The sequence below is a fragment of the Bifidobacterium sp. LH_491 genome (assembly GCF_056356495.1).
Map to the genome: position 1 here is coordinate 1,638,355 of NZ_JBKEUI010000001.1, position 22,063 is coordinate 1,660,417.

A 22,063-nucleotide genomic window follows, 5' to 3' on the forward strand; every position below is an offset into this window, starting at 1 on the left:
CATTGTCAGCTTGGTTGGCGGATAATGGAAGTATGACTATTGCAACCCCTGAACGCTATGCCGAAATGCTGGATGCCGCGCGCCGCGGGGGTTACGCATACCCCGCCATCAATGTGACGAGTTCGCAGACGCTGAACGCAGCGCTGCAAGGGTTTGCCGAAGCGCAATCCGATGGCATCATCCAGGTGTCCGTCGGCGGCTCGGCGTATTTCTCCGGGCAGGCGTTACGTGACCGTGTGGTGGGTTCGATGGCGTTCGCCGCGTTCGCGCATGAAGTGGCTGCACAGTATCCAAACGTGACGGTGGCGCTGCATACGGATCATTGCGCCAAGCAGTATCTCGATGAATGGGTGCGGCCATTGTTGGAGCGTGAGGCCGAGCAGGTGGCTCGGGGCAACGAACCGCTGTTCCAGTCGCATATGTGGGATGGCTCGGGGATTGCATTGTCGCAGAATCTGGACATCGCCGAGGAGTTGTTGGAGCGTTCGGTGGCTGCGCATACGATTTTGGAGATTGAGGTCGGCGCGGTTGGTGGCGAGGAGGACGGACACGGTGCCGCCATCGATGAGCGGTTGTATTCCACGCCGCAGGATGGCTTGGAGGTGGCGCGTCGCCTTGGTTTGGGGGAGCGTGGCCGGTATATGGCGGCGTTTACTTTCGGCAATGTGCATGGCGCGTACAAGCCGGGAGTGGTGAAGCTCAGGCCGTCGTTGTTGGGCGATATCCAGCGTGAGGTGGCGCAAGCGGTGGATGATGGCCGGCTTTCGACGGCAGGCGATGTCGTCGGAATGACCGGTACGGACGATGTTCCGGCAGACAAGCCGTTTGCCTTGGTGTTCCACGGTGGTTCGGGCTCGACGCCGCAGGAGATTGCCGAGGCGGTTTCCCATGGCGTGGTGAAGATGAACATCGACACGGATACGCAGTACGCTTTTTCCCGCGCGATCGCCGGGCACATGTTCGAGAATTACGACGCCGTGTTGAAGGTGGATGGCGAAGTGGGGGACAAACACATGTACGATCCGCGTTCGTGGGGGCGTGAGGCGGAGGATGCGATGGCCCGGCGCGTGGTGCAGGCATGCCAGCAGTTGGGGTCGGCGGGGCGTGCCCTGAAATAGTCGCAGGATGGGGGCGTCCTGCTGGTCGTCGGTAGCTGCGGTAGAGGGCTCGGGGTACTCTTCTGATGTTGGAATTGCGCCGTTTATACCACCGAATGTGACGCGCGGGCGGCGCGGTGCTGGAGGTGCATACTATGCCAGGAATCGTGTTGATCGGCGCTCAGTGGGGCGACGAAGGTAAGGGCAAGGCGACGGATCTTATCGGCTCGAAGGTCGATTATGTCGCTCGGTTCAACGGCGGCAACAACGCCGGGCATACTGTGGTGGTCGGAGATGAATCGTATGCGTTGCACTTGCTGCCCAGCGGTATCATCAGCCCGAATGTGACGCCGGTTATCGGCAACGGCGTGGTAGTCGATCCGGAAGTGTTGTTCGAGGAAATCGATGGCCTACAGTCGCGCGGCGTGGATTGTTCTCGGCTGCTGGTGAGCGAGAGTGCCCATATCATTGCGCCGTATCATCGAGTGATCGATAAGGTGACGGAGCGTTTCCTGGGTAAGCGCAAGATCGGCACTACCGGTCGCGGCATTGGTCCGGCGTATGCGGACAAGATCAATCGTGTGGGCATCCGCGTGCACGATTTGTTCAACGCGGAGCATGTGCATGATAAGGTCGAGGCGAGCCTGCACCAGAAGAACCAGATGCTGGTCAAGCTGTATAACCGCCGTGCGATTGATGTGGATCAGATCACTGACGAACTGCTGGCATTGGGTGAGCGGCTCAAACCGTATGTGGCGAATACCGGATTGGTGCTGAACAAGGCGTTGGATGCCGGCAAGACCGTACTGTTTGAAGGCGGACAGGCTACCATGCTGGATGTCGATCACGGCACGTATCCGTTCGTGACATCCTCGAATCCGACTGCCGGCGGCGCGTGCACGGGCACGGGCGTCGGGCCGACGAAGATTTCCCGCGTGATCGGCGTATCCAAGGCGTATGTGACCCGCGTGGGCGAGGGACAGTTCCCTACGGAACTGTTCGATGAGAGCGGCGAATGGCTGCGCCAGCAGGGCCATGAGTATGGCGTGACCACCGGGCGGCCCCGCCGTTGCGGCTGGTTCGATGCTGTGGTGAGCCGGTATGCGGTGCAGGTGAACGGTTTAACGGATATTGTGCTGACCAAGTTGGATGTGCTCACGGGCTTGCGTGAGATTCCGATTTGCGTGGCGTATGATGTGCAGAACCTGGACGGCACGCATACGCGCTATGACGATATGCCGTGCGATCAGGCGGCATTCGCTGCGGCGAAGCCGGTGTACGAAACTATGCCGGGTTGGTCGGAGGACATCTCCCAGATTCACGACTTTGCCGATCTGCCACAGGCGACGCAAAACTACGTCAAGCGGTTGGAGGAGCTGTCCGGATGCCGGATTTCGCTGATCGGTACTGGTCCGCAGCGCGATCATGTCATTTCGGTGCATTCGCTGATTGACTGATCGCGGTTCGAATTGGCCCGCATATTGAGGGGCGGATTCGGTTGCGCTGGCTTGGGTGGACATCTGATAGGGTGTTGGCGGCGGTCATACACCGCCGCTTTTGTCGTGGTAGTGAGTACGGAGGGTGAACCCGATGCGGGAAGAAGTCGTGGGATCGGAGGCGAATGGCGAGCCTGTAGTGCCGATGAGGCCCAGTATTCCGGAGCTGAAGCCGGTGGAGTTGCATGCCGTGCCATTTGTGCCACTTGATGTCGACGACGATATGGCCGCCGATGCTGCCGCGGCCGCTGACGTACAGACTCGTTCTGCGTCGTCGCATCCGGATGCGGCTGAGCCTCCTGCCAGCACGATGGAATTGTTGACTGCGGTAGCTGAGCCGGTCGTGCATCCTACCGGTGCCGCGGCCGACCCGGAGCCTCCATCTATTCCGTTGGCGCCGTTAAAGCGTGTGCAGGCACGGTTCAATCCGTTGGCGGATGCCGTGCTGTATGCGGTGGTGTTTGTGGGCGGCTGTTTGGGTACGGGCCTGCGGTATGGCACGTCGCTGTTGTGGCCTGCTCCCCATCAGGATGGTTCATTCCCCTCGGCGCTGCATGGTGCAACGTTTGTGGTCAATATGGTGGCATGTTTGTTGTATGCCTACCTATCGGCGTATATGTCGCAGGCGTCCTGGCTGCGCAAGCGTGTGCGTGAGGTGACGAGTCACGGCGTTGGCATGGGATTTTGCGGCGGTTTGTCAACGTTGTCGGCAATGGTTGTGGAGAATATCAGCGCCTTGCAACATGGGCAGTATGCCGGAGTGGTCACATATACCTTGGGTAGTTTCGTGTGTGGTGGCATATTGGCGTGGATTGGTATGCGTGCGGCGACATCGGTGGCGGCTGACCGCGCGGCACGTTCGGTGATCCAAGTACAGCTTGATGACCAAGGGGGCGATATGCCGCCTGCTGCTCCGGTGAGTGCGCTGGTGAGTAAGGCTGGCGTGCGCGCGGGAGCGCATGGTGAGGTGACGTTGGAGGTTGCATCCGAGAGGTCGGCGATGGCGTCGTTGCCTGCGTTTGAACCTACGGCGGCCACGGATGAAATTCCTGTGGTTGCCGATCCCGCCAGTGGGGAGGTGCGGTGATGGTAGTGCTGCTGGTATGCCTGTGTGGTGGTTTGGGCGCAGTGTCTCGTTTTGTGTTGAATACGTCGATTCAACGTTGGTGGGACAAAGCATTCCCGCTTTCCACCATGGTGATTAACGTCATTGCCACGTTCTGCGCCGGCGTCGCAGCTTCGGCGTATGCGCATGGCGCCGTCGGTGACGTGCCGTACCTCCTGTTTGTCACCGGTTTCCTTGGAGGATTCTCCACGTTCTCTACGGCGATTAGCGAATCTGTTGCGCTGATGCGCGACAAACGTATCGTCATGTCGCTGCTCTATATGTTGATGACGATGGTGCTGCCGATGTTTTGCGTGCTCGCCGGCTGGTGGGTTGGTTCGCTCGGTCGATAAGCCGGGAGGCGTAAACATTGTCGCCCCAAGTCGCGCTGGACTGGTGCGGTTTGTTTTACAATGAAGTGGCATGACAGGTGCAAGTCAAGGAGGCCAAGCATGTCGCAGACGGACGAATCCATGATTGGGCGTGAGTCGTCGGCGGTTCCCGGGCGTTTCGGAGAGCCGTTAACCGTGGAACATGTGCGATGGTCCCGACAGGAGGGGAATGCCGCGCCGAATCGTCCTATGTTTGTATGCCTGCATGGTTGGGGCTCCAATGAGGATGATTTGGTCGATATGATGCGTTACGTTGCGCCATACAATGATTATGTGTCGCTACGTGCGCCGCTGGTGCTTGCCCCGGGAGCATACTCGTGGTTCCACGATGCGGTGCCAGCTGGAGAAGATTTGGACCGTGACGCGTTCGCCGCAGCCAGCGCGGTAGTGCGTTGGATCGAGCAGCATATTTGCGCGGACCGAGAGCTGGTGCCTATCGGATTCTCCCAAGGCGGTTTGCTCGCAAGCCATCTGCTGCGCCTCAATCCGCAACGGTACCGCGCGGCGGTGGTGCTCTCCGGCTTTGTTGCGCATGGAGATGTGCCCGGCAGTGCGCCTGCGGACGAGGAGCTTTCCGCGTTGAACGTGCCCGTATTCTTTGGCTACGGTGACGATGACGCCGTTATTCCCAAATACGAGTTGTTCGGTGCGGCCGCCTGGCTGGAAGAGCATACATGGCTCAAATGTAAGTCGTATCCGAAGCTCGACCATGCGGTGAGCCTGAGCGAGTTCAGTGATTTGCGCCAATGGCTGGCGGATAACAATATTTCTTCCGGAGTGCTGTAAGCCAGGATGGCCGGGGCGCGCTGTGGGGCTGTGGCCATGCGGTCACCGGTTTTACAGTCGGGATACCAAGCCGTCGAGCTGGTTGGCGTGATACTCTTGCCGTATTCGGCTTACAGGCTGGCGTCGGCATCCACGCTCATCACATAGATATTGCGCCGCAGCGTGCGAGCCTGTGCTCGGGTGATGTCACCGGCCTCCACCATATCGCGCACGACGCCAAGCTCAATGGCATAGCTTTCCCGCTTCACCTCTTCGGCCTGCACCATTGCCTTCGCGCTGCCGCCCGCAGTCGGTCGGGCGCGCAGCACCGCATCCGCTCGACGGTAATCCAGCAACAGTGCCGAACAATGCTCGGTGTTATAGGTAGTGCCGGACAGTTCGTTATGCAATTGCGCAATCACGTGCTCGTTGGCCGCCAACTGCACGTCGCGCACGGCCGCGTACACATCGCTTTCGCTCAACAATGGCGCGGTACGGCGAATCTTATCGCTGACACGACGCAGCATAACGCCGGCACGCCGTTGGAATGCGCGACATCGTCCGCGCACCTGCGACACTGTATGTCCAGAACGCTTCGAGCCCGAAGCATGCCGGAGTGTATTCATAATATGGTCAAGCAGGCGTTCGCAAGCCTCCAACTGCACTTGCTGCTGCGTGGCGTCCGGCGTCGGATGCGCTTTGAGTCGGTCGCGGTATTCCTTGATATAGTCCTTTTCCCAATGCAGCGCATCGATTTGCAGCTGCTCCAAACCATACGGATCGGTTTGTCCAATGCGTTGCTGCAGCCGCGCTATACGCTTCGTATAGGAATCCATGACCATCAGTACTGCTCGGCGATTGTCCTCGGTGATGCGGCTGGCCAATTCTTCGATAGTGGTGCGTAGCACTTCGATGGTGATGGCATCCATCGTGGCGGCATCATCGTCATGATGGCGGGGCGCGATCAACGGCAGTAAGAAATTGGCCAATATCAACGTCACGATGATGACGCCCGACGCCACGAAAATCAGCTCATCGCGCATGGGGAACTCGTGGCCGGAATCAATGGCATACGGGATGGTGAGCATCAGTGCCAGGGTAATGGTGCCTTTGGGGCCCCCGAATGTCATGACCAAGGCGGAACGCCAGCGTTCACGGGTCATACGGCGGCGCTGATGTGTGTGCTGGTCGCGGGCAAGGCGCAGCATGCCGGTGACCCAGAGAAATCGCATGGCAATGACGACTGCCGAAATGACCAGAATATCGCTTATCAGCATAGTGTTGCTGATGTGGGGATCATGCCAACTGGCACTCATTGCGCCTGGCAACAACAGGCCTAGAAGGATGAACACCGCACCGTTGAGTGTGAACGACAGCACCTGCCACACGCTGCTGGACACGATGTTGGTGCGTGCGACGTTGGGGCCGACTCCGGTCCGGTCGAAGCGGACGATAAGTCCGGCTGCCACTACGGCAAGAATACCGGAAACGCCGATAAGATTTTCCGCAGCTAAATACAGCATGAACGGCAGAAACAGCTCCATGAGCACGCGTGTGGTGGTGGTTTCCCAGCCGAGCGAACGAATGGTTTCAAACAGCCAGTTGGCAAGCCACCCTACGATTACGCCGAACAACGCCCCGCCTATGAAAGTTGCGGCAAAGCGTGTGGTGGCATCCACCGGTGAGAATGTTCCGGTGACCGAGGCAAGAATGGCGAATTGGAAGCCGACGACACCAGAAGCATCGTTGAATAGTGATTCGGCGTTCAACACGCTGCGTTGCCGTTCGGTGAGCGAGGCCTCCTTGCCGAGTGAACTAACCGCTACGGCATCCGTGGGACCGAGCGCCGCGCCCAATGCGCAGGCGGCCGGCACGGTCATGGCGGGCCATATCGCATGCAGAGTGAAGCCGACTGCAGCAATCGTGGCAACCACCAGACCCACTGCCAGCGACATGGAGAGATTCAACGTGCGGAGCAACGCTGGTTTATCGATGTCGTGAGCCTCGATATACAGCAGCGGGGCGATGAAGAGTACCATGAACAAGCCTGGATCAAGGTGCACATGGTCTGTCGAAGGCAAATAGGCCAACATCACGCCCAAGGCGATTTGCACCAACGGCATGGAGATTTTCGGTAGGAAACGGCTGAGGAATGACGAGACCACCACTGCGCCGATAATGTACAGTCCGAGCTGAAAAACCTCCACGAAACCTCCTTCGCATCGGTGGATGGTTTCAGAGTATCGAAACGTTGCGTCGTCCGCATACTGTCACAGATGCGTCTTGCGAATCCTGCACATCCGTCGTGTACCCGTGCCGCTGAAACTTGTAACTCTCAGTTACAGGTTGGGGGTGTGGGGGTCGCTTTGTACCTTAGGGTTGCGGGTTATTGTTGTGTGATGTGCGGCGTGTGACGCACGCATAGAGTAGTTATGCGATATAGCGCTCAATAACTCGTGAGGCTGCCGATTTTGCCCATTCTCCCCAATCAAAATCAAGGATTTCAAAGTCGACTTTGCTGGCTTGCGTCGGGCGATACCAGTTGATGCCGGAGCGGATGGATTCCGTGCCGAGCTTGGCGAGGAATGAGGATTCCCCACTGATCAGCACGCGCGACGGCATGGAGAAGTTCGCCATCATCGCGGTGAGCGCTCCCAGTCGGAAGCATAACTTATTCGTCAATAGCCGAGCTTGTGCCTTGCCATTGACGGCGTCGCGGGCGAAGTCGTCGAAGGTGGCGTCTTTGCCGATGGCAGCGGAGTATTCTTCCGCCAACGAATCGCTGGTCAGACACTGCGAACAGCCGATATGCCCCGCGTAGCATCGCGGGCCTTCCGGGTCGACGAGCACATGCCCGGCAAGACCGTAGCTTTTATCCGAATAATCGACGGGCTTGCCGTTCTCCGAAAGGGAGAACCCCACGCCCGCGCCGATGGTCAGCACGGCGAACCGCGGAATGCCAACGCCTCTCCCGAACCAGCTTTCATGGACAAGCAGCGAATCCAAATCGTTGAAGACGGACGTGTGAATACCGCAGGCTTGTGTGAGCATGCCCGCCAAGTCGACGCGGCCATCCCAATGCAGGAACGGGGCGTAGGTGACGTAACGGTCGGATTTGACGTGTCCGCCGAGACTTATCCCGATGCTGACGGGCTGTGTTGGCGCGTCGGCACAGCATTGTTCCACCAGCTTGTGCACACGCCGTACCACCGATTGCGGCGCATTGTCGGGAAGATTCATGGTGCGCGGCTGTCCAAGCGGACAGCACAATGCATCCGTTGCCACTGCGGTGGCCTGTTCGGTGTGCAAGTTGATGCCAATGAACGTGCGTTCGCCCGCGCGAAGCCGCAGTGCGGTTTGCGGACGTCCGCGACGCTCTGTCGTATCGCGCGGCACAAACCCCATCGGCAGTGTGCCGTGGGCGTTGGCTTCCGAGGGGAGTTCTTCAATGACGTTGGCGTACAGCAAATCGCTGGTGATGCGGGACAATGCCCCCTGCGAAAGCCCAAGTAGCTGGGCCAGCGTGGTGCGGGCGATAGGTCCATATTGGGTGATGGCGGCAGCGACGCGGTGGGTGTAGGGCGAGCCGGTGAACCATTGCGGTGATTGCCACTCGTCGTGTTCCAGTTCCGCGTCCATAAAGCCCCCTTGGGTTGATGCTGCGAAGTGCGTGTGCGACGCAGGTTGCCCTGTCACGAACCCCATTATAGAGAACGGTGTCTGGGATAGCTGAAAATTAGCCGAAGGATACGGGCACTCTTCCGCATGTTCGCTGCAGGGCGAGTCGTAAACATATTCGACACGCCCTCGTGGAATAATAAAGAGGTATGCATTGGCAGCATTTGCGCCGATGCCCATGACCGCGCAGTCTTGCCATGATCGTCAGTGTTCCGCCGCAAGCGGCAGAAGCCTTGCGGCGTTGAAGAGGCGAGCATGAGGACTGACTACTCCGCGGCTGATTGAGGAGAATATTATGGTTGATCATCGTGATCAATCCACTGTATCGGAGAGCACGGCGGCCCAAGAGGCGTTGTTGCATGACACGGATCCCAGCTTGACCGACGCCATGGATGTGGCGCAAGCGTTGCAGGTGGATCCCAACGTTGGTTTGAGCTCGCAGGAAGCCGAACGCCGTTTGGCGAAGTTCGGCCGCAACGAATTGGCTAGTGCGCCACCCGTACCGAAGTGGAAGAAGTTCCTTCAGCAGTTCCAAGACCCGCTGGTGTATCTGTTGCTCGTCGCCACCGGCATTTCCCTGGTGGCTTGGTTCATTGAAAAAGCCAATGCCCAACCCGGTGCTGAAGGCGGCGAGGCGCTGCCGTTCGACTCGATGGTGATCGTGCTGATCCTCATCGTCAACGCCGTGCTTGGCTACATTCAGGAAGCCAAAGCGGAGCAAGCCGTCGAAGCGTTGTCCAAGATGACCGCGCCGCAAACTTCCGTCCTGCGTGATGGGCAGGTCGTGCGCGTGGATACCGCCGACATCGTTCCGGGCGACATCCTCGTCCTCGGCGAAGGCGACACCGTATCCGCGGACGGTCGACTGCTCGCTGCAGCCTCGCTGCGTATCGCCGAAGCAAGCCTGACCGGCGAATCCGTACCGGTTGGCAAGAAGCCCGACACGTTGGCCAGCGCCAAAGCATTGGGCGACCGTTCCAACATGGTGTTCAACGGCACCTCCGTCACCCAAGGCACCGGCCGTGCCATCGTTACCGGCACCGGCATGAACACGCAGGTTGGCAAAATCGCCGACATGCTCGCCCAAACCGACGACGAAGCCACGCCGCTACAGAAGGAAATGGCGCACGTGTCCAAGATCCTCGGCATTGCGGTGTGCATCATCGCCGTGCTGGTGCTGGTGGCGCTCGCGGTGATGGAAGGCTTCCACGATATCCATGATGTCATCGATTCGCTGCTGTTGGCGGTCTCGTTGGCGGTTGCCGCCGTGCCCGAAGGCTTGGCTGCGATTCTGACGGTGGTGTTGGCGCTTGGCGTGCAGCGCATGGCGCAGCATCACGCCATTGTGAAGAAGCTGTCCTCGGTGGAGACGCTGGGCTCGGCTTCGGTGATTTGCTCGGATAAGACCGGTACGTTGACCCGTAACGAAATGACCGTGGAACGCGTGGTCACGCCGTCCGGCGAAGTAGCGATCACTGGCACGGGTTATGCGCCGCAGGGCGATATGGCCGCCGTTGATGGCGGGGCCATCAGCGACGCGCTGCGTGGTGAGGTGTTGGCGACGTTGGGTGCCGGCACGTTGGCGAATGATGGCGAGCTGCGTGAAGGCAGCCAGCCTGGTACGTGGGATATCGTCGGCGATCCTACCGAGGTGTCGCTGGTGGTGGCTGCTCGCAAGACCGGTGCCGATGGGCGTTATGCGCATTTCGCTCGTGTGGCGGAAGTGCCGTTTACGTCCGAACGCAAGCGTATGGCGATTGTCGTCAAGGATGCGCAGGATGGCATGCTGAGCGTGTTCGCCAAGGGTGCCCCGGATGTGTTGCTGAGCTACTGCTCGCGCATTGAGGAGGGCGGCATGGTGCGGCCGCTTACCCCGGCGGACCGCGATGCCATTTTGGCGACCGTCGAACGCTTGTCAGGCGAAGCGTATCGTACGCTGGGCCAGGCCTACCGTCCGTTGCAGGTTCCTGAGTTGGCGCAGATTCCGGGCATTCAGGCTGGTGCCGACGGTCAGGTGAGCGACGTCGCCGAACAAAGCGACGTCATCGAACATGACCTGATTTGGAATGGTTTGGTCGGCATTATCGACCCGCCGCGTACGGAAGTGCGTGATTCGGTAGCGGAAGCCCATCGCGCGGGCATTCGCACGGTGATGATTACCGGCGACCACCCGTTGACCGCGGCTCGTATCGCCACTGACTTGGGCATTATCGACAAGGGCGGCAAAGCCATGACCGGCGATCAGTTGGATCAGCTGTCCGAAGCCGATCTTGACAAGGCCACGTCCGAGGTGTCCGTGTACGCCCGTGTGGCGCCGGAGCATAAGCTGAAGATCGTTGAATCCTTGCAGCGTCAGGGCAATATTGCGGCCATGACCGGCGACGGTGTGAATGACGCCCCGGCGGTGAAGAGCGCCGATATTGGCGTGGCCATGGGCATTACCGGCACGGAAGTGACGAAGGAATCCGCGAAGATGATTCTGGCGGATGACAACTTCTCCACCATCGTTGCCGCGGTGCGCGAAGGCCGTGTGATTTTCGACAATATCCGCAAGTTCCTGCGCTACCTGTTGAGCTCGAACGTGGGTGAGGTGTTCACCGTGTTCGGCGGCGTGATGCTTGCCGGCTTCCTGGGCATCAGCCAGCCGGGTACGGTCGGCGTGACCGTACCGTTGTTGGCGACCCAGCTGTTGTGGATCAACCTGTTGACCGACGCCGCGCCGGCGTTGGCCATGGGTGTGGACCCGCAGACCGACGATGTGATGGATCGCCGTCCGCGCAAGCTCACCGATCGGGTGATTGACAGCTCCATGTGGGGCGACATTATCTTCATTGGCGTCATTATGGCGGCGGTGACGTTGATTGGTATGGATATGCATTTGGCCGGCGGCTTGTTCACCGACCGTAGCGTTGAGGCATTGGGCCACGAGGCGCAAATGGTGGAGGCGCGTACCATGGGCTTCACCATTCTGGTGTTCGCGCAGCTGTTCAACGCGATTGCGTCGCGCTCGCCGCGCCAGTCCGCGTTTGTCGGCCTGTTCTCCAACAAATGGCTGTGGGGTGCGATTGCCATTTCGATCGTGCTGCAGCTTGTGGTGATTTATGTGCCGTTCCTGAACGCAGCCTTCGGTACTACGCCGCTCGGCTTGTGGGCATGGTTCGAGTGCATCGGCTTGGCGGCGCTTGTGCTCGTGGCGTCCGAAGTGCGCAAGTTCATCCTGCGCATGGTGGAGCGTCGCAAGTAGTCGCAGCTATCTGCCAGTACTGGCAGACGGTAAGGGCCGGGCATCCTGTGGTGGGATGCCCGGCCCTTGGTCATACCAAAGCCGTTGATGGCAGTTACGGCCGGAAGTTAGTCGGCGATATTGGCCCGGTAGAAGCGCTCGTAGCTGCGGCTCGGGGTCGGGCCACGCTGCCCCTGGTAGTGCGAGCCGGTGGCTTGTGAGCCGTAGGGGTGCTCGGCGGGGGAACTGAGTTGGAAGAAGCACATTTGGCCGATTTTCATGCCAGGCCACAGCTTGACCGGTAGGGTGCTTACGTTTGAGAGTTCCAGGGTGATGTGCCCTTCAAAACCGGGGTCGATGAATCCGGCGGTGGAGTGGGTGAGGATGCCGAGGCGTCCTAGGGAGCTTTTGCCTTCGAGACGTGCCGCGATCGTGGCGTCGAGCTTGACGTATTCCCATGTTGCGCCTAGCGCGAATTCGCCGGGGTGTAGGATCCATGGTTCGTCGGGCGCGACTTCGAATTGTTCAGTGAGTGCTCCTTGGTTTTCGGCAGGATCCACATATGTGTAGGCGTGGTTATTAAAGAGTCGGAAGAAGCGATCCAAGCGGACGTCGATGGAGGCGGGCTGCACCATCTCCGGCGTCCACGGGTCAAGGGAAATGTGGCCGTCGCGTTGGGCGGCAAGGATATCGCGGTCAGACAGCAGCATACAAGCTCCTTGGACAGGACCGCCTGTCGGCGGTCGAATGTGATATACGTTACTGTGTTTCAGTCTACCGTTATGGTGGGTCCGTGTTGCGGAGGCGGGGTTTATGCGTATGGAGTTTTCCACAAGAGCATCGGTGCGGCGCCTCATGTCACCGTTATATCGTATGCATCATGGCGTTTGGCGTGGAGACGTGTGGGGCGATGAACGTACCGGCGCATCATATATATCGCGACACTTACAAGTACTTTGCGTAGTTCTCAGGATATTCCCAGAGAACGCCAGTTATGTGCTCAGCAATGGGTGGTTATATAGAGATTGTCAGCACAGCTGATCAGGGAAATTCCTGATAATTCAATCCTTTCTTCTTCTCTCTCCTTTCTCGCCCGGCGGGCCCCCTCCCGCCGGGTTCTTTTTTGCCGGGGCTGCGATTGTGGATAATGCATCCGGTAGGCGCGAACAAAACGGCATTCCATGGGATCGGCCGGCCGATAGCGCCGCGTTGGACAGTGATTGTGCGCGAACGACATATGTCCGTCCATTCGGCGCATTCTGCGCTAGGCTGACGGTATACGTGGTAAGTTAAGTGGCGTTTCGCGTGAAATCGCCGAGACCTATTCCAAGGCGCGCGGGACTGGCGTCGAGTGCCGCGAAGCGCACGGTGAGGAGGGATACGCATGGTCGGTATGCGTGATGTAGCAAAAAAGGCGGGAGTGTCGCTCAGCACCGTATCCCTCGTCATGAACGGCAACGGATACGTGTCAGCGGCCATGCGCGAACGCGTCGAAGCGGCCATGAGCGAGCTGAACTACATTCCCAACGAACTTGGACGCAACCTGTTCCGCAATCGCACCGACACGGTAGGCATCATCGTGCCCACCATACGACACCCGTTCTTCGGCGCCCTCACTGCATCGCTACAGCACAGCCTCGCCGCACACGGGTTGCGCACGCTGCTGTGCTCCACCGCCGACGTGGAACAAGGCGAAGCCGAATATGTCGGTATGCTGCAGCGTCACATGATGGATGGCATCGTGATGGCCGCCCACACCACGCATACTCCCGATTATTGGACGTCCATCAACTGTCCCATCGTGGCGTTCGACCGGCGCTTGGGTCATGGCATTCCCTCAATCGGATCTAATCATGGGCAGGGCGGCGAGCTGATTGCCGACCTGTTGATCCGTACCAATGCGCGCAGCGTGCTTCTCGTCGGTGGTCCGCGCCACCAATTCCACGACGTACCCGACGTGGAAGGCGGCACCACTTTTCCCACCATCCGCTACTACCAAACCGTGGAACGTCTCCTTGCCGACCGCGGCATACGCTGCCGATACATCGAAGTGCCCGACGTCGCTGACTTTGACGCCTACCGCACTGCGATCCACCAGGCATTGCCCGCCTTCCCTGATGCTGACGCCATCGTCAGCCCCGACATGGGCGCTGCCTACGCTGTGCAGGAACTCACCCGGCTGGGACGTAGCATTCCTGGTGACATTCAGGTCATCGCATACGACGGTACCCACATGGCTGACGCCGCCGGGAAGCGACTTACCGCCATCCAACAGGATTTTGACGCACTCGGTGCCGGTGTGGCCGACACCATGGCGGCACTGATTGAGGGGCGTTCGCCGGAGCGGCTGGCGTTGGCTCCGGTGTCGTTGCGGGTGGGCGACACCACACGTGCGTAAGCATTGCGACGGTTTGGCGATGCACGTAGGGTGCGAAGCGTAGATGCATGGTCGGCGTCATGCGTCGTGCCGTCGCTCGATGCAGCGGGGCGGTACAAAACGATGGCGGCCGCGCGGCAAGAGCAGTATGTCTTTGTCGCACGGCCGCCAAAATCGCTACGTTACGCTGTTGCTTCACGGCGGGCCATGGCCTGCTCGTAGTCGCGCGTACCCTTGAACACTTCATGCAGCCATGGGTTGATATGCTGCCGACGGGCGCGCGCCATGATGTATCCGAAGGCCAGCACGTTGGCGACCAGCGCGCACAGCGACACCGCAAGATTCACGTTCGGATTGTTCACCGAATCGGTGGAGAACACCGAATAATCTTGGAACATGGGGAAAATCTGCGCGAACATGCACCACAGGGCCAACGTGTTGGCGCGGTTTTGGATCCATCCTCCCTTGTTCCAGAAGAAGTTGGCGACGGTGGGGGCCAGCAGCAGCGCCAGGCCGCAGTACCATGCGTGCGTAGGCAGGCAGTTGTACGTGTAGCAGAAGTTCCACAGGTCGTAGGCGACGATGAACACCCACGTCATATCCGGCCACAGCATGTCCTGCTTTTTCTTGGAAACATAAATGCCGAACCAGCCGGTCATGCAGGCAATGTTGATGATGCCGGCGATGCCGTTGAACACGTTGTGCCAGCCACCCATGAGCGTGACGCCTTCGGTGGAAACCCACGTGGTGCCCCATGCGCGGATTGCTGACTCAAAGTCGGATGCTACGGCGATGAGAATATTGATAGCGACGATCACGAACGGGAAGCATTTGAACCATTCGGATTTGCCGATGTTGCCCCAGCGGTATTTCAGCGCCATGAAACCGATGCAGCCCGCGGTTGCCGCGTAGAGTTTCGCGTAGTGGAACCAACTGTTCATATGGATGTATGTGGGGTTGTGCAATGCCCATTGTGCGCCCATTGCCACGCCTACGTAGATGGCGATGAAGTACACGGTAAGTGCGGCCGGTATCACGAGGAATGCGATGATGCCGCCGAGTTTGGTTCGTCGGGCGAGCTCGTTGGCGCCGATGAGGCATGCAAATACCAGTATCCAGCCGAGCCATTGGTAGATGGCGTGGTCGCCATAGACTTGGAACAGCATGATGATCCTTTCTCTCTGCTCTCTTTCGATGTTGTGGTGTTGCTTAGTTGTAGGGGGGTCGCGTTATGCGTTGTCGCGGTTATCGTCGTCGCCGAGATAGGCGTCGAGGTGTAGCGTGTATGCCGCGAGGCTGGCAAGCTGGTCGTCGCTGATGTCGGGTTTGATGCGGATAAGCGCGATAAGTCCTACGATGAGCATGTAAAACGTGTCGGGTACGTACTGGATCTTGATGGGGTGCCGTGCGGCGAAGTCGCGTACGGTGGAGTTGCACATGTAGTCGGAGACACTGCGTGCGGCGCGGTTGATGAACCGGGAGTAGAGGTCGGTGTCAGCGTTGTGCGTCATATGGTGGCGCAGCGGACTGTCGTCGTTCACGATGACGCGTAGTAGACGGATGACGTCGTCAAGCGCTTTGGAGATATCGCCGGGCGTGCGGTCGCGATCCCAGATGCGTACTTGGTTGAGGATATCGTCGGTGGCGTCGTCGATGATGGCGTCGGCGAGAGCGTCTTTGTCTGGGAAATAGTGGTAGAACAACGTTCGTGTGATGCCGGCGTATTGAGCGATGTCGCCGACGGTGAGGGCGGCGAAGTCGCGTTCGGTGCAGAGTCGGCGAGTCGCGGCGATGATAGTGGCCCGTTTGCCGCCGTTGGTTGCCGGGTGTGTGGCAATGCAGTGTGATGGTGTGATGCTCATGGTGGCGGTCCTTTCGGTGGCCTCGATCATGTGGGTGCGGCGGCGTCGACGTTCTATTTCGACACTGTGTCAAAATAGCGGTTTTCAGTGTAGGGCTATTTTGACACATTGTCAACTATGAAATGGTGAAGTTTGACAAATACCTAGAAAAAGCCGCTGTATCTAGGGGATTTTCGTTGAAAGTCTACTTTTATCTTGCTGATAGGTTTGCCGTGCATCCCCGTTCGGAAACTGTGCATGCGCCACGCTGGTAGGGCTTGTTTCGTGTGTATATACCCCACTTTGGAGTGGCAATTGTGCCGTTACGACACTCGTAGGGATCTGAAACCGGCTGTACGGGTGTGGAACTTACGCATTTTGGTGTTCGGAGTTGGAAAATGCACAGGATTGTAGCCTTATCAATGCGGTACATGCACGGTTTCCTCTGCTGAAGGAGGCTGGGAGGCGTATGGACGCCGTATATGCACAGTTTCGGCTGGGGATTTGGCGCCTGGTTTGGATGGTGTGTGTTTTCGACACTGATAGGTCCCGTTTTGTGCGTGTTTTCGACACCCTGGACCGAAAGGTGTGTGTTTTCCGCACTCTTGGAGGGCTGATACGGGGGTGAGGATGCTGAAAACACGCACTTTCGGGTTCGAGTCCGGTGAGGGGGGGGATTGGTCCTACCGGTGGCGGAAACACGCACCTTTACTCGGGGTGGTGAGGCTGGGGTGGGATGTATCCAATCAGGTCGGATGGAGCCATTGGATGGACTCATGAGAGTGCTGCAGATACACAGTTTTGCGCGGATGCGGCTTGACAGGGGCGTCCAGGGAGTCCTGTCTGAGGCGATAAGGGTGTCGCAAAGACGCAGTTTTGGGCGGGGGCGCGAAGGGGTTGCGCGGGCGACGTACACTGATAATATGGCTAATTCTTCTCGCATGTCGTCGTTTCAGCGGCGCGAACAGTTGATCCGTGTGGGACGCGCGTTGTTTGCCGCCAAGGGCTTCGAGGCGGTGAGCGTTGAGGAAATCGCCGCTAGTGCCAAGGTGAGCAAACCAATTGTGTATGAACATTTTGGCGGTAAGGAAGGCTTATATGCGGTGGTGGTGGATCGTGAGATGCGTGCGCTGACTGACGCGTTGGTGGCGGCATTGTCTGACGAACATGCGCACCCGCGGCAGATTGTGGAGCGGGCCACGTTGGCGTTGTTGACGTATATTGAGGAAAATAGCGAGGGCTTTCAGGTGCTGGCTCGGGATTCGCCGTTGACTGATCCGGATGGCTCGTTCAGTTCGCTGTTGGGTGATATCAGCATGCGTGTGGAGAAGATTCTTACGGGTTGGTTCAAGCGTCAGCATCTTCCGGCCAAGGGCGTGCCGTATTATGCTCAGATGGTCGTTGGCATGACGGTGTACACCGGGCAGTATTGGGCGGATCGTCGCAAGCTGAGTAAGGAGCAGTTGGCGGCGTTGATTGTGAATTTGGCGTGGCACGGATTGTCGCATTTGGAGGCTAAGCCGCAGTTGCGATTTGAGGGCAGTCATGCGGAACGTCAGACTTCTCGGCTGGATCAGACCGTGGGGAGCCGGCCTGTCGGTGGTGGATCGGGCGGTATGGCTGTGGATTTTGTGGCAGGCGTTGCTGGTATTGGTGACGCTGCTGGTGTGGAAGCTGACAGCGATATCAATGTCGATATTGCCGGTGATGTCGATGGCATGTCCGGCAATTCAGACGGCGAGCGGGGCGTGTGACTGTCAGCATCCTCGCTCTCGCTGGGCTATGCCGTCTCCAGCTGCCGCCCCTCAATGCTAGGTTGGTAGTGGATGGGTGACAAACTGTCACAGCGCACAGGTCATAGGAAATACGAGAACGATATGAAGAATGCAGCGAAGACCCTCACGTTTGTGGTGCCGGCATACAATATGGAGACGTATTTGGAGCGCTGTATCAGTTCGTTGGTGGCGGTTCGTCGGCCAGATGATATTGAAGTGCTTATTGTTGACGATGGTTCGAGCGATGGCACTGCTGGTCTTGCCGACCAGTTCGCGCAGCGGTATCCGGGTATCGTGTATGCGATTCATCAGCAGAATAAGGGGCATGGCGGCGCGGTCAACGCGGGTATTGCTCGTGCGCGTGGCACATATGTCAAGGTGGTGGATGCCGATGATTGGGTTGGCCCGGAAGCGCTTGCCCGTATGATGGACGTGCTGCGCAAGCAGTGTGCGGGCGGTGAACCGGTTGATTTGGTGATCACGGATTACGTGTACGACAAGGTTGGCAAGCGCAACAAGCATGTGGTGCGGTTCAATCGGGTGATGGATGCGGATCGCGTGCTTGGCTGGGATGATTTGAAGCGTTTTGGCATGGCGCAGTACATCATTATGCATGCGTTGACGTTCCGTACTGAGGTAGTGCGCCAGTCGCAGTTGTGCCTGCCGGAGCATACGTTCTATGTGGATTTCATTTATGCGTATGAGCCGTTCCCATGGGTGCATACCATCATGTATTTGGACATGCCGTTCTACCATTATTTCATTGGACGCGACGGGCAGTCGGTGCAAACCGATGTAATGATTCGTCGTGTCGATCAGTTGCGTCGGGTGAATCAGATTATGGCCAAGTCTACGCCGGAGCCGGGTACGGTGCCGGACGGGTTGTATCGCTACATGATTCATTTCCTGTCGATTAATACGGTGGTGACGAGCGTGTTCCTGATTTTGTCGAAGGATCGGGAGCATTACGAGCAGCAGCGTCAGTTGTGGCGTGATATTGAGGCGATGTCGCCGGCGATTGCCAAGGATCTTCGGCGCCGTCCGCTGTCGCGGGTGATTAATATGCGCGGCAGTGTGGGGCGGTTCATTATTCGTCAGGGGTATCGAATTGCCGAACACGTGGTGGGGTTCAACTAAGCGCAGGGGCTTGGATTTGCCGACAAGGCCCCTGGAGAGAGCGTGGCTCGTTGACTCGTGCCGCGTCGTTCGCCGTGCAGTCCCTAGGACGAGAGCAAAGCGCCGATAAGTGCCCCAGGGGTTCTCGAACCACGCATGGACGGATCGCCCCTCACGACGGTGCCCGCGGCTGGGCTGATTCGATGGTCTCGCCGCCTATGGTCGTTCTCTTTGCCGGTCTGGCCGATGACTGCTTCTGACGGCATGCCATTCCGGACGGCGGCGGGCGGCCGTCATGAGACTCGCGGACGCTACACGCCTGCATGGCACGGATCCCGCCCGCAAGAGGAATGGAGGTGCCGCATTAGTTGTCTGTATTGTCGCTCATCCTTGATTCCGCCTGAATGACAGCGCTGATCCATTCCAATTGGTTCTCAGTTGAGATTGTCAAATTAGTCGTATGCTCGCGAATTTTAAGCCATGTTCCTAGGACGTCCCATGGAAGAAGACTTTCAGTGGAGAGGTTGTCAATTTCCCCATATATCGCCGGTCTGTCTCCAACGACATCAATGGCATGTTGCAATGATTCACAATCATCCACATCTATCGCAACAGCTGAGACCGTCTCCCAATACACGTCTGCGTCGTCCCAACTTGAGCTTGCCTGAAATAACAGAAGATATGACAGGGAAAGTAGTACGACGTATCCAGCGGCGAACACGAAGAGGCATCGGCGAGCTCGCCGCCGGATATGTTGAGGTGGGCGAGGTAACGGCAACATCAGTCGCACCTGTACTGAAGCCCGTACCGCGTCATGTTGTTGTGCCCCTGTTTGTGTGCGTACTGGAGTGATTGCGTCAGCCTCCGCTTTTCCGGGTTGAATGATGATTGTCCCCTACCCAATGAGGCTGGAGTTCGCGCAGCGTCTATCACGGAAGACATTGTACTGCCATCGAGACGTTCCGCTCCGTTGAATCTCGGTAGGGGGATTCGTCCATTTGCCGTTCGAGACGAGTTCCATGGTCAACGATATGAAAAAGTCCACCGTTTCCGGCGGACGTTCCGATGAAGTAAGTGCCCCCCCAGGGATTCGAACCCTGAACCCACGACTTAAAAGGACGCTGCTCTAACCGTTGAGCTAGAGGGGCAACGGTTCATCACTATACAACCTCCCCGTAGACAAAAAAGTATTGCGTTTGTGTTGATGTGTGGTATTCTATAAAATGTAACTATTCCAATAACAAATAAATGACGGACTGGAGGGAGACGTCATGCCTGCTGAACATGTAATCGCCATTCATGCGTTGGTGTATCTGCATCATCGGCATGGGGTGGTGTCCAGTGCGGAGCTGGCCGATAACATGTGCACGAATCCTGCGCGAGTGCGCAAGGTCATGGCAAAACTCAAAGATGCTGGTCTGGTGAAGTCTTGCCGTGGCAGAGGGGCTGGGTACTGTCTCGCCGCTCCGGAGGACGATATCGCATTGGACCGTGTCTTCGAGGCCGTTGCTGAGGTTCCGGTGCCCACTGGTTGGCTTTCCGGAGATCCGCACCGGGAGTGTCTGGTTTCGTCGGGTATGGCGGATGCGTTAAGGGAAGTGTATGCCGATCTGAATGAGTGCTGCGCCCGGCGTTTGGGTGCGATCACTATTCGGAGCATAGGCGAAGGCATAGCACGTCGCCGTTGAGTGCGGTAGATCGGTGCGTTTGCCGTGTGGGGGTGGATTTGGCGTCGCTCGGCGGCAGGCCAGTATGCGATAGTCCTCTCGGTGCGTCTGCATGAAAAGTTGCGAGTAAACAATAACAGAGAAAGGACATGGCTATGGTGGATACCGTAAGGTCATATGATGCCATAATCATTGGATTCGGTAAGGCTGGGAAAACCTTGGCGGCCGATTTGGCGGGTCGTAACTGGAGCGTGGCGTTGGTGGAGCGTTCTTCGCACATGTACGGAGGCACATGCATCAATGTAGGGTGCATTCCCTCCAAAACACTGGTGGAAAGCGCGCAATTATCGAAGCGTTGTGACGGCGAGGACAATGCGGAGGCGTACGAGCGTGCGATAGATCGGAAGCGTCGCGTGGTGAGCATGCTGCGGCAGAAAAACTATGAGAAGCTTGCCAAATTGGAGACTGTGGATGTGTACGACGGCGTCGGGTCTTTTATCGATTCGAATACGGTTGCCGTGAGCTCGCCCGACGGCGAGGAATGGAAACTTGGATCGGAACATATATTCATTAACACCGGTGCGCGTCCGATAATGCCCGACGTCGAGGGACTTTCCGATAACCCTTATGTGTACACCAGCGAAACCTTGATGGAGGAAACTCGCATCCCGAAGCGCTTGGTCATTATCGGCGGGGGATACATCGGTATGGAATTCGCTTCGATGTATGCTGATTTTGGATCACAGGTCACCGTGCTCCAGGACGGCGAGGTGTTTCTTCCCCGTGAGGATCGCGATATTGCCGACGCTATTTTCGATATGAATAAGCGACTCGGCGTATCCATTGTTCTGGGGGCGTCGGTGCGACGCTGCGAGGGGGGATTGGTTGTGTATTCCCACCATGGCGAGGAAAGCAGCGTTACCGGGGATGCCGTTTTGGTGGCTACCGGGCGTCGGCCTAACGTGGAGTCGCTGCATGTGGAGAATGCCGGTGTCGCGCTTGATGATCGTGGGGCCATCAAGGTGGATGATTGCTTGAGGACCAATGTTCCCGGAATTTGGGCGCTGGGAGATGTCAATGGCGGTCCCCAATTCACGTTCGTGTCATTGGACGACTACCGTATCGTGGCGGCGCAGTTGCGTGGTGACGGCTATTCCAAGGCTGATCGGGCGGCTATACCTTACAGTGTGTTTATGGATACTCCGTTGTCCCGTGTTGGGTTGACTGAGCGGCAGGCGCGCGAACAAGGGTTGCCGATACGGGTGTGTTCCATGCCGGCTGCCGCCATCCCGAAGGCCCAGGCGATCGGCAAGACGGAAGGCATGCTCAAGGTGATCGTGCATGAGGAGACCGGACAGGTGATAGGGGCGGCGTTGCTGTGCGCTGAATCGTATGAGATGATCAATACGCTGTCGCTTGCCATGCGGTGCGGCGTGCATTATAGCCAGCTTCGTGATGCGATGTATACCCATCCAACGATGACCGAAGCGTTCAACGAATTGTTCATGCAATAATATCGATGGCGCTGAAT

16 protein-coding genes and 1 tRNA gene are annotated in these 22,063 nt (G+C 58.2%); 11 read left to right on the plus strand and 6 right to left on the minus strand.

Annotated features, from left to right (window positions below):
* The first annotated feature begins 32 nt into the window (after window positions 1-32).
* The 5 genes from fbaA to AC1AWK_RS06360 all read left to right on the plus strand — a co-directional run bounded on the left by fbaA (window position 33) and on the right by AC1AWK_RS06360 (window position 4,876).
* The gene (fbaA, locus tag AC1AWK_RS06340) at window positions 33-1,118 is read left to right on the plus strand and encodes a class II fructose-bisphosphate aldolase (RefSeq protein ID WP_476569070.1); all 1,086 of its coding nucleotides are present in this window, start codon (window positions 33-35) and stop codon (window positions 1,116-1,118) included.
* 134 nt (window positions 1,119-1,252) lie between these two features.
* Entirely contained in the window at window positions 1,253-2,554 is a 1,302-nt protein-coding gene (locus AC1AWK_RS06345) for an adenylosuccinate synthase (protein WP_476569072.1), read from the plus strand.
* A gap of 133 nt (window positions 2,555-2,687) precedes the next feature.
* Window positions 2,688-3,680 carry a fluoride efflux transporter FluC gene (locus AC1AWK_RS06350; protein ID WP_476569074.1) on the plus strand — a complete coding sequence of 331 codons (993 nt, stop codon included), beginning with the start codon at window positions 2,688-2,690 and terminating at the stop codon, window positions 3,678-3,680.
* Window positions 3,677-4,051, plus strand: a complete 375-nt coding sequence (locus AC1AWK_RS06355; protein WP_476569076.1) for a fluoride efflux transporter FluC — start codon at window positions 3,677-3,679, stop codon at window positions 4,049-4,051. The genes AC1AWK_RS06350 and AC1AWK_RS06355 overlap by 4 nt, the downstream gene beginning before the upstream one ends.
* Window positions 4,052-4,150: 99 nt before the next feature.
* Window positions 4,151-4,876 carry an alpha/beta hydrolase gene (locus AC1AWK_RS06360; protein ID WP_476569078.1) on the plus strand — a complete coding sequence of 242 codons (726 nt, stop codon included), beginning with the start codon at window positions 4,151-4,153 and terminating at the stop codon, window positions 4,874-4,876.
* A 110-nt stretch (window positions 4,877-4,986) separates the two neighbouring features.
* Here AC1AWK_RS06360 and AC1AWK_RS06365 read toward each other — a convergent pair whose 3' ends face one another.
* Both AC1AWK_RS06365 and AC1AWK_RS06370 read right to left on the minus strand, forming a co-directional pair.
* Window positions 4,987-7,062 carry a cation:proton antiporter gene (locus AC1AWK_RS06365; RefSeq protein WP_476569080.1) on the minus strand — a complete coding sequence of 692 codons (2,076 nt, stop codon included), beginning with the start codon at window positions 7,060-7,062 and terminating at the stop codon, window positions 4,987-4,989.
* A gap of 223 nt (window positions 7,063-7,285) precedes the next feature.
* Window positions 7,286-8,494 carry an ROK family protein gene (locus tag AC1AWK_RS06370; protein ID WP_476569081.1) on the minus strand — a complete coding sequence of 403 codons (1,209 nt, stop codon included), beginning with the start codon at window positions 8,492-8,494 and terminating at the stop codon, window positions 7,286-7,288.
* 334 nt (window positions 8,495-8,828) lie between these two features.
* Between AC1AWK_RS06370 and AC1AWK_RS06375 the strand changes: the two genes are divergently transcribed.
* Window positions 8,829-11,777: a cation-translocating P-type ATPase gene (locus AC1AWK_RS06375; protein ID WP_476569083.1), complete on the plus strand. Its 2,949-nt coding sequence runs from the start codon at window positions 8,829-8,831 to the stop codon at window positions 11,775-11,777.
* Between the two features lie 107 nt (window positions 11,778-11,884).
* On the opposite strand, the gene dcd is transcribed toward AC1AWK_RS06375, so the two are convergent.
* On the minus strand, window positions 11,885-12,466 hold the full coding sequence (dcd, locus tag AC1AWK_RS06380; protein WP_476569085.1) for a dCTP deaminase: 582 nt from the start codon (window positions 12,464-12,466) through the stop codon (window positions 11,885-11,887).
* A gap of 674 nt (window positions 12,467-13,140) precedes the next feature.
* Between dcd and AC1AWK_RS06385 the strand changes: the two genes are divergently transcribed.
* Entirely contained in the window at window positions 13,141-14,154 is a 1,014-nt protein-coding gene (locus AC1AWK_RS06385) for a LacI family DNA-binding transcriptional regulator (protein ID WP_476569087.1), read from the plus strand.
* A 161-nt stretch (window positions 14,155-14,315) separates the two neighbouring features.
* Here the strand turns inward: AC1AWK_RS06385 and AC1AWK_RS06390 are convergent, their stop codons facing one another.
* Entirely contained in the window at window positions 14,316-15,299 is a 984-nt protein-coding gene (locus tag AC1AWK_RS06390) for a DUF5692 family protein (protein ID WP_476569089.1), read from the minus strand.
* A 63-nt stretch (window positions 15,300-15,362) separates the two neighbouring features.
* Window positions 15,363-15,995: a TetR/AcrR family transcriptional regulator gene (locus AC1AWK_RS06395; protein WP_476569091.1), complete on the minus strand. Its 633-nt coding sequence runs from the start codon at window positions 15,993-15,995 to the stop codon at window positions 15,363-15,365.
* Window positions 15,996-16,897: 902 nt separating this feature from the next.
* On the opposite strand from AC1AWK_RS06395, the gene AC1AWK_RS06400 reads away from it, so the two are divergent.
* Window positions 16,898-17,728 (plus strand): TetR/AcrR family transcriptional regulator, encoded by an 831-nt coding sequence (locus AC1AWK_RS06400; protein WP_476569093.1) that lies wholly within the window; start codon window positions 16,898-16,900, stop codon window positions 17,726-17,728.
* A 123-nt stretch (window positions 17,729-17,851) separates the two neighbouring features.
* Window positions 17,852-18,886 (plus strand): glycosyltransferase family 2 protein, encoded by a 1,035-nt coding sequence (locus AC1AWK_RS06405; RefSeq protein ID WP_476569095.1) that lies wholly within the window; start codon window positions 17,852-17,854, stop codon window positions 18,884-18,886.
* A gap of 1,054 nt (window positions 18,887-19,940) precedes the next feature.
* On the opposite strand, the gene AC1AWK_RS06410 is transcribed toward AC1AWK_RS06405, so the two are convergent.
* Window positions 19,941-20,013, minus strand: a tRNA-Lys gene (locus tag AC1AWK_RS06410).
* 123 nt (window positions 20,014-20,136) lie between these two features.
* Here AC1AWK_RS06410 and AC1AWK_RS06415 point away from each other — a divergent pair.
* Together AC1AWK_RS06415 and AC1AWK_RS06420 are read left to right on the plus strand one after the other, a co-directional pair.
* Entirely contained in the window at window positions 20,137-20,553 is a 417-nt protein-coding gene (locus tag AC1AWK_RS06415; protein ID WP_476569097.1) for an RrF2 family transcriptional regulator, read from the plus strand.
* A 134-nt stretch (window positions 20,554-20,687) separates the two neighbouring features.
* Window positions 20,688-22,046 carry an FAD-dependent oxidoreductase gene (locus AC1AWK_RS06420; protein ID WP_476569099.1) on the plus strand — a complete coding sequence of 453 codons (1,359 nt, stop codon included), beginning with the start codon at window positions 20,688-20,690 and terminating at the stop codon, window positions 22,044-22,046.
* Window positions 22,047-22,063 lie beyond the last annotated feature (17 nt).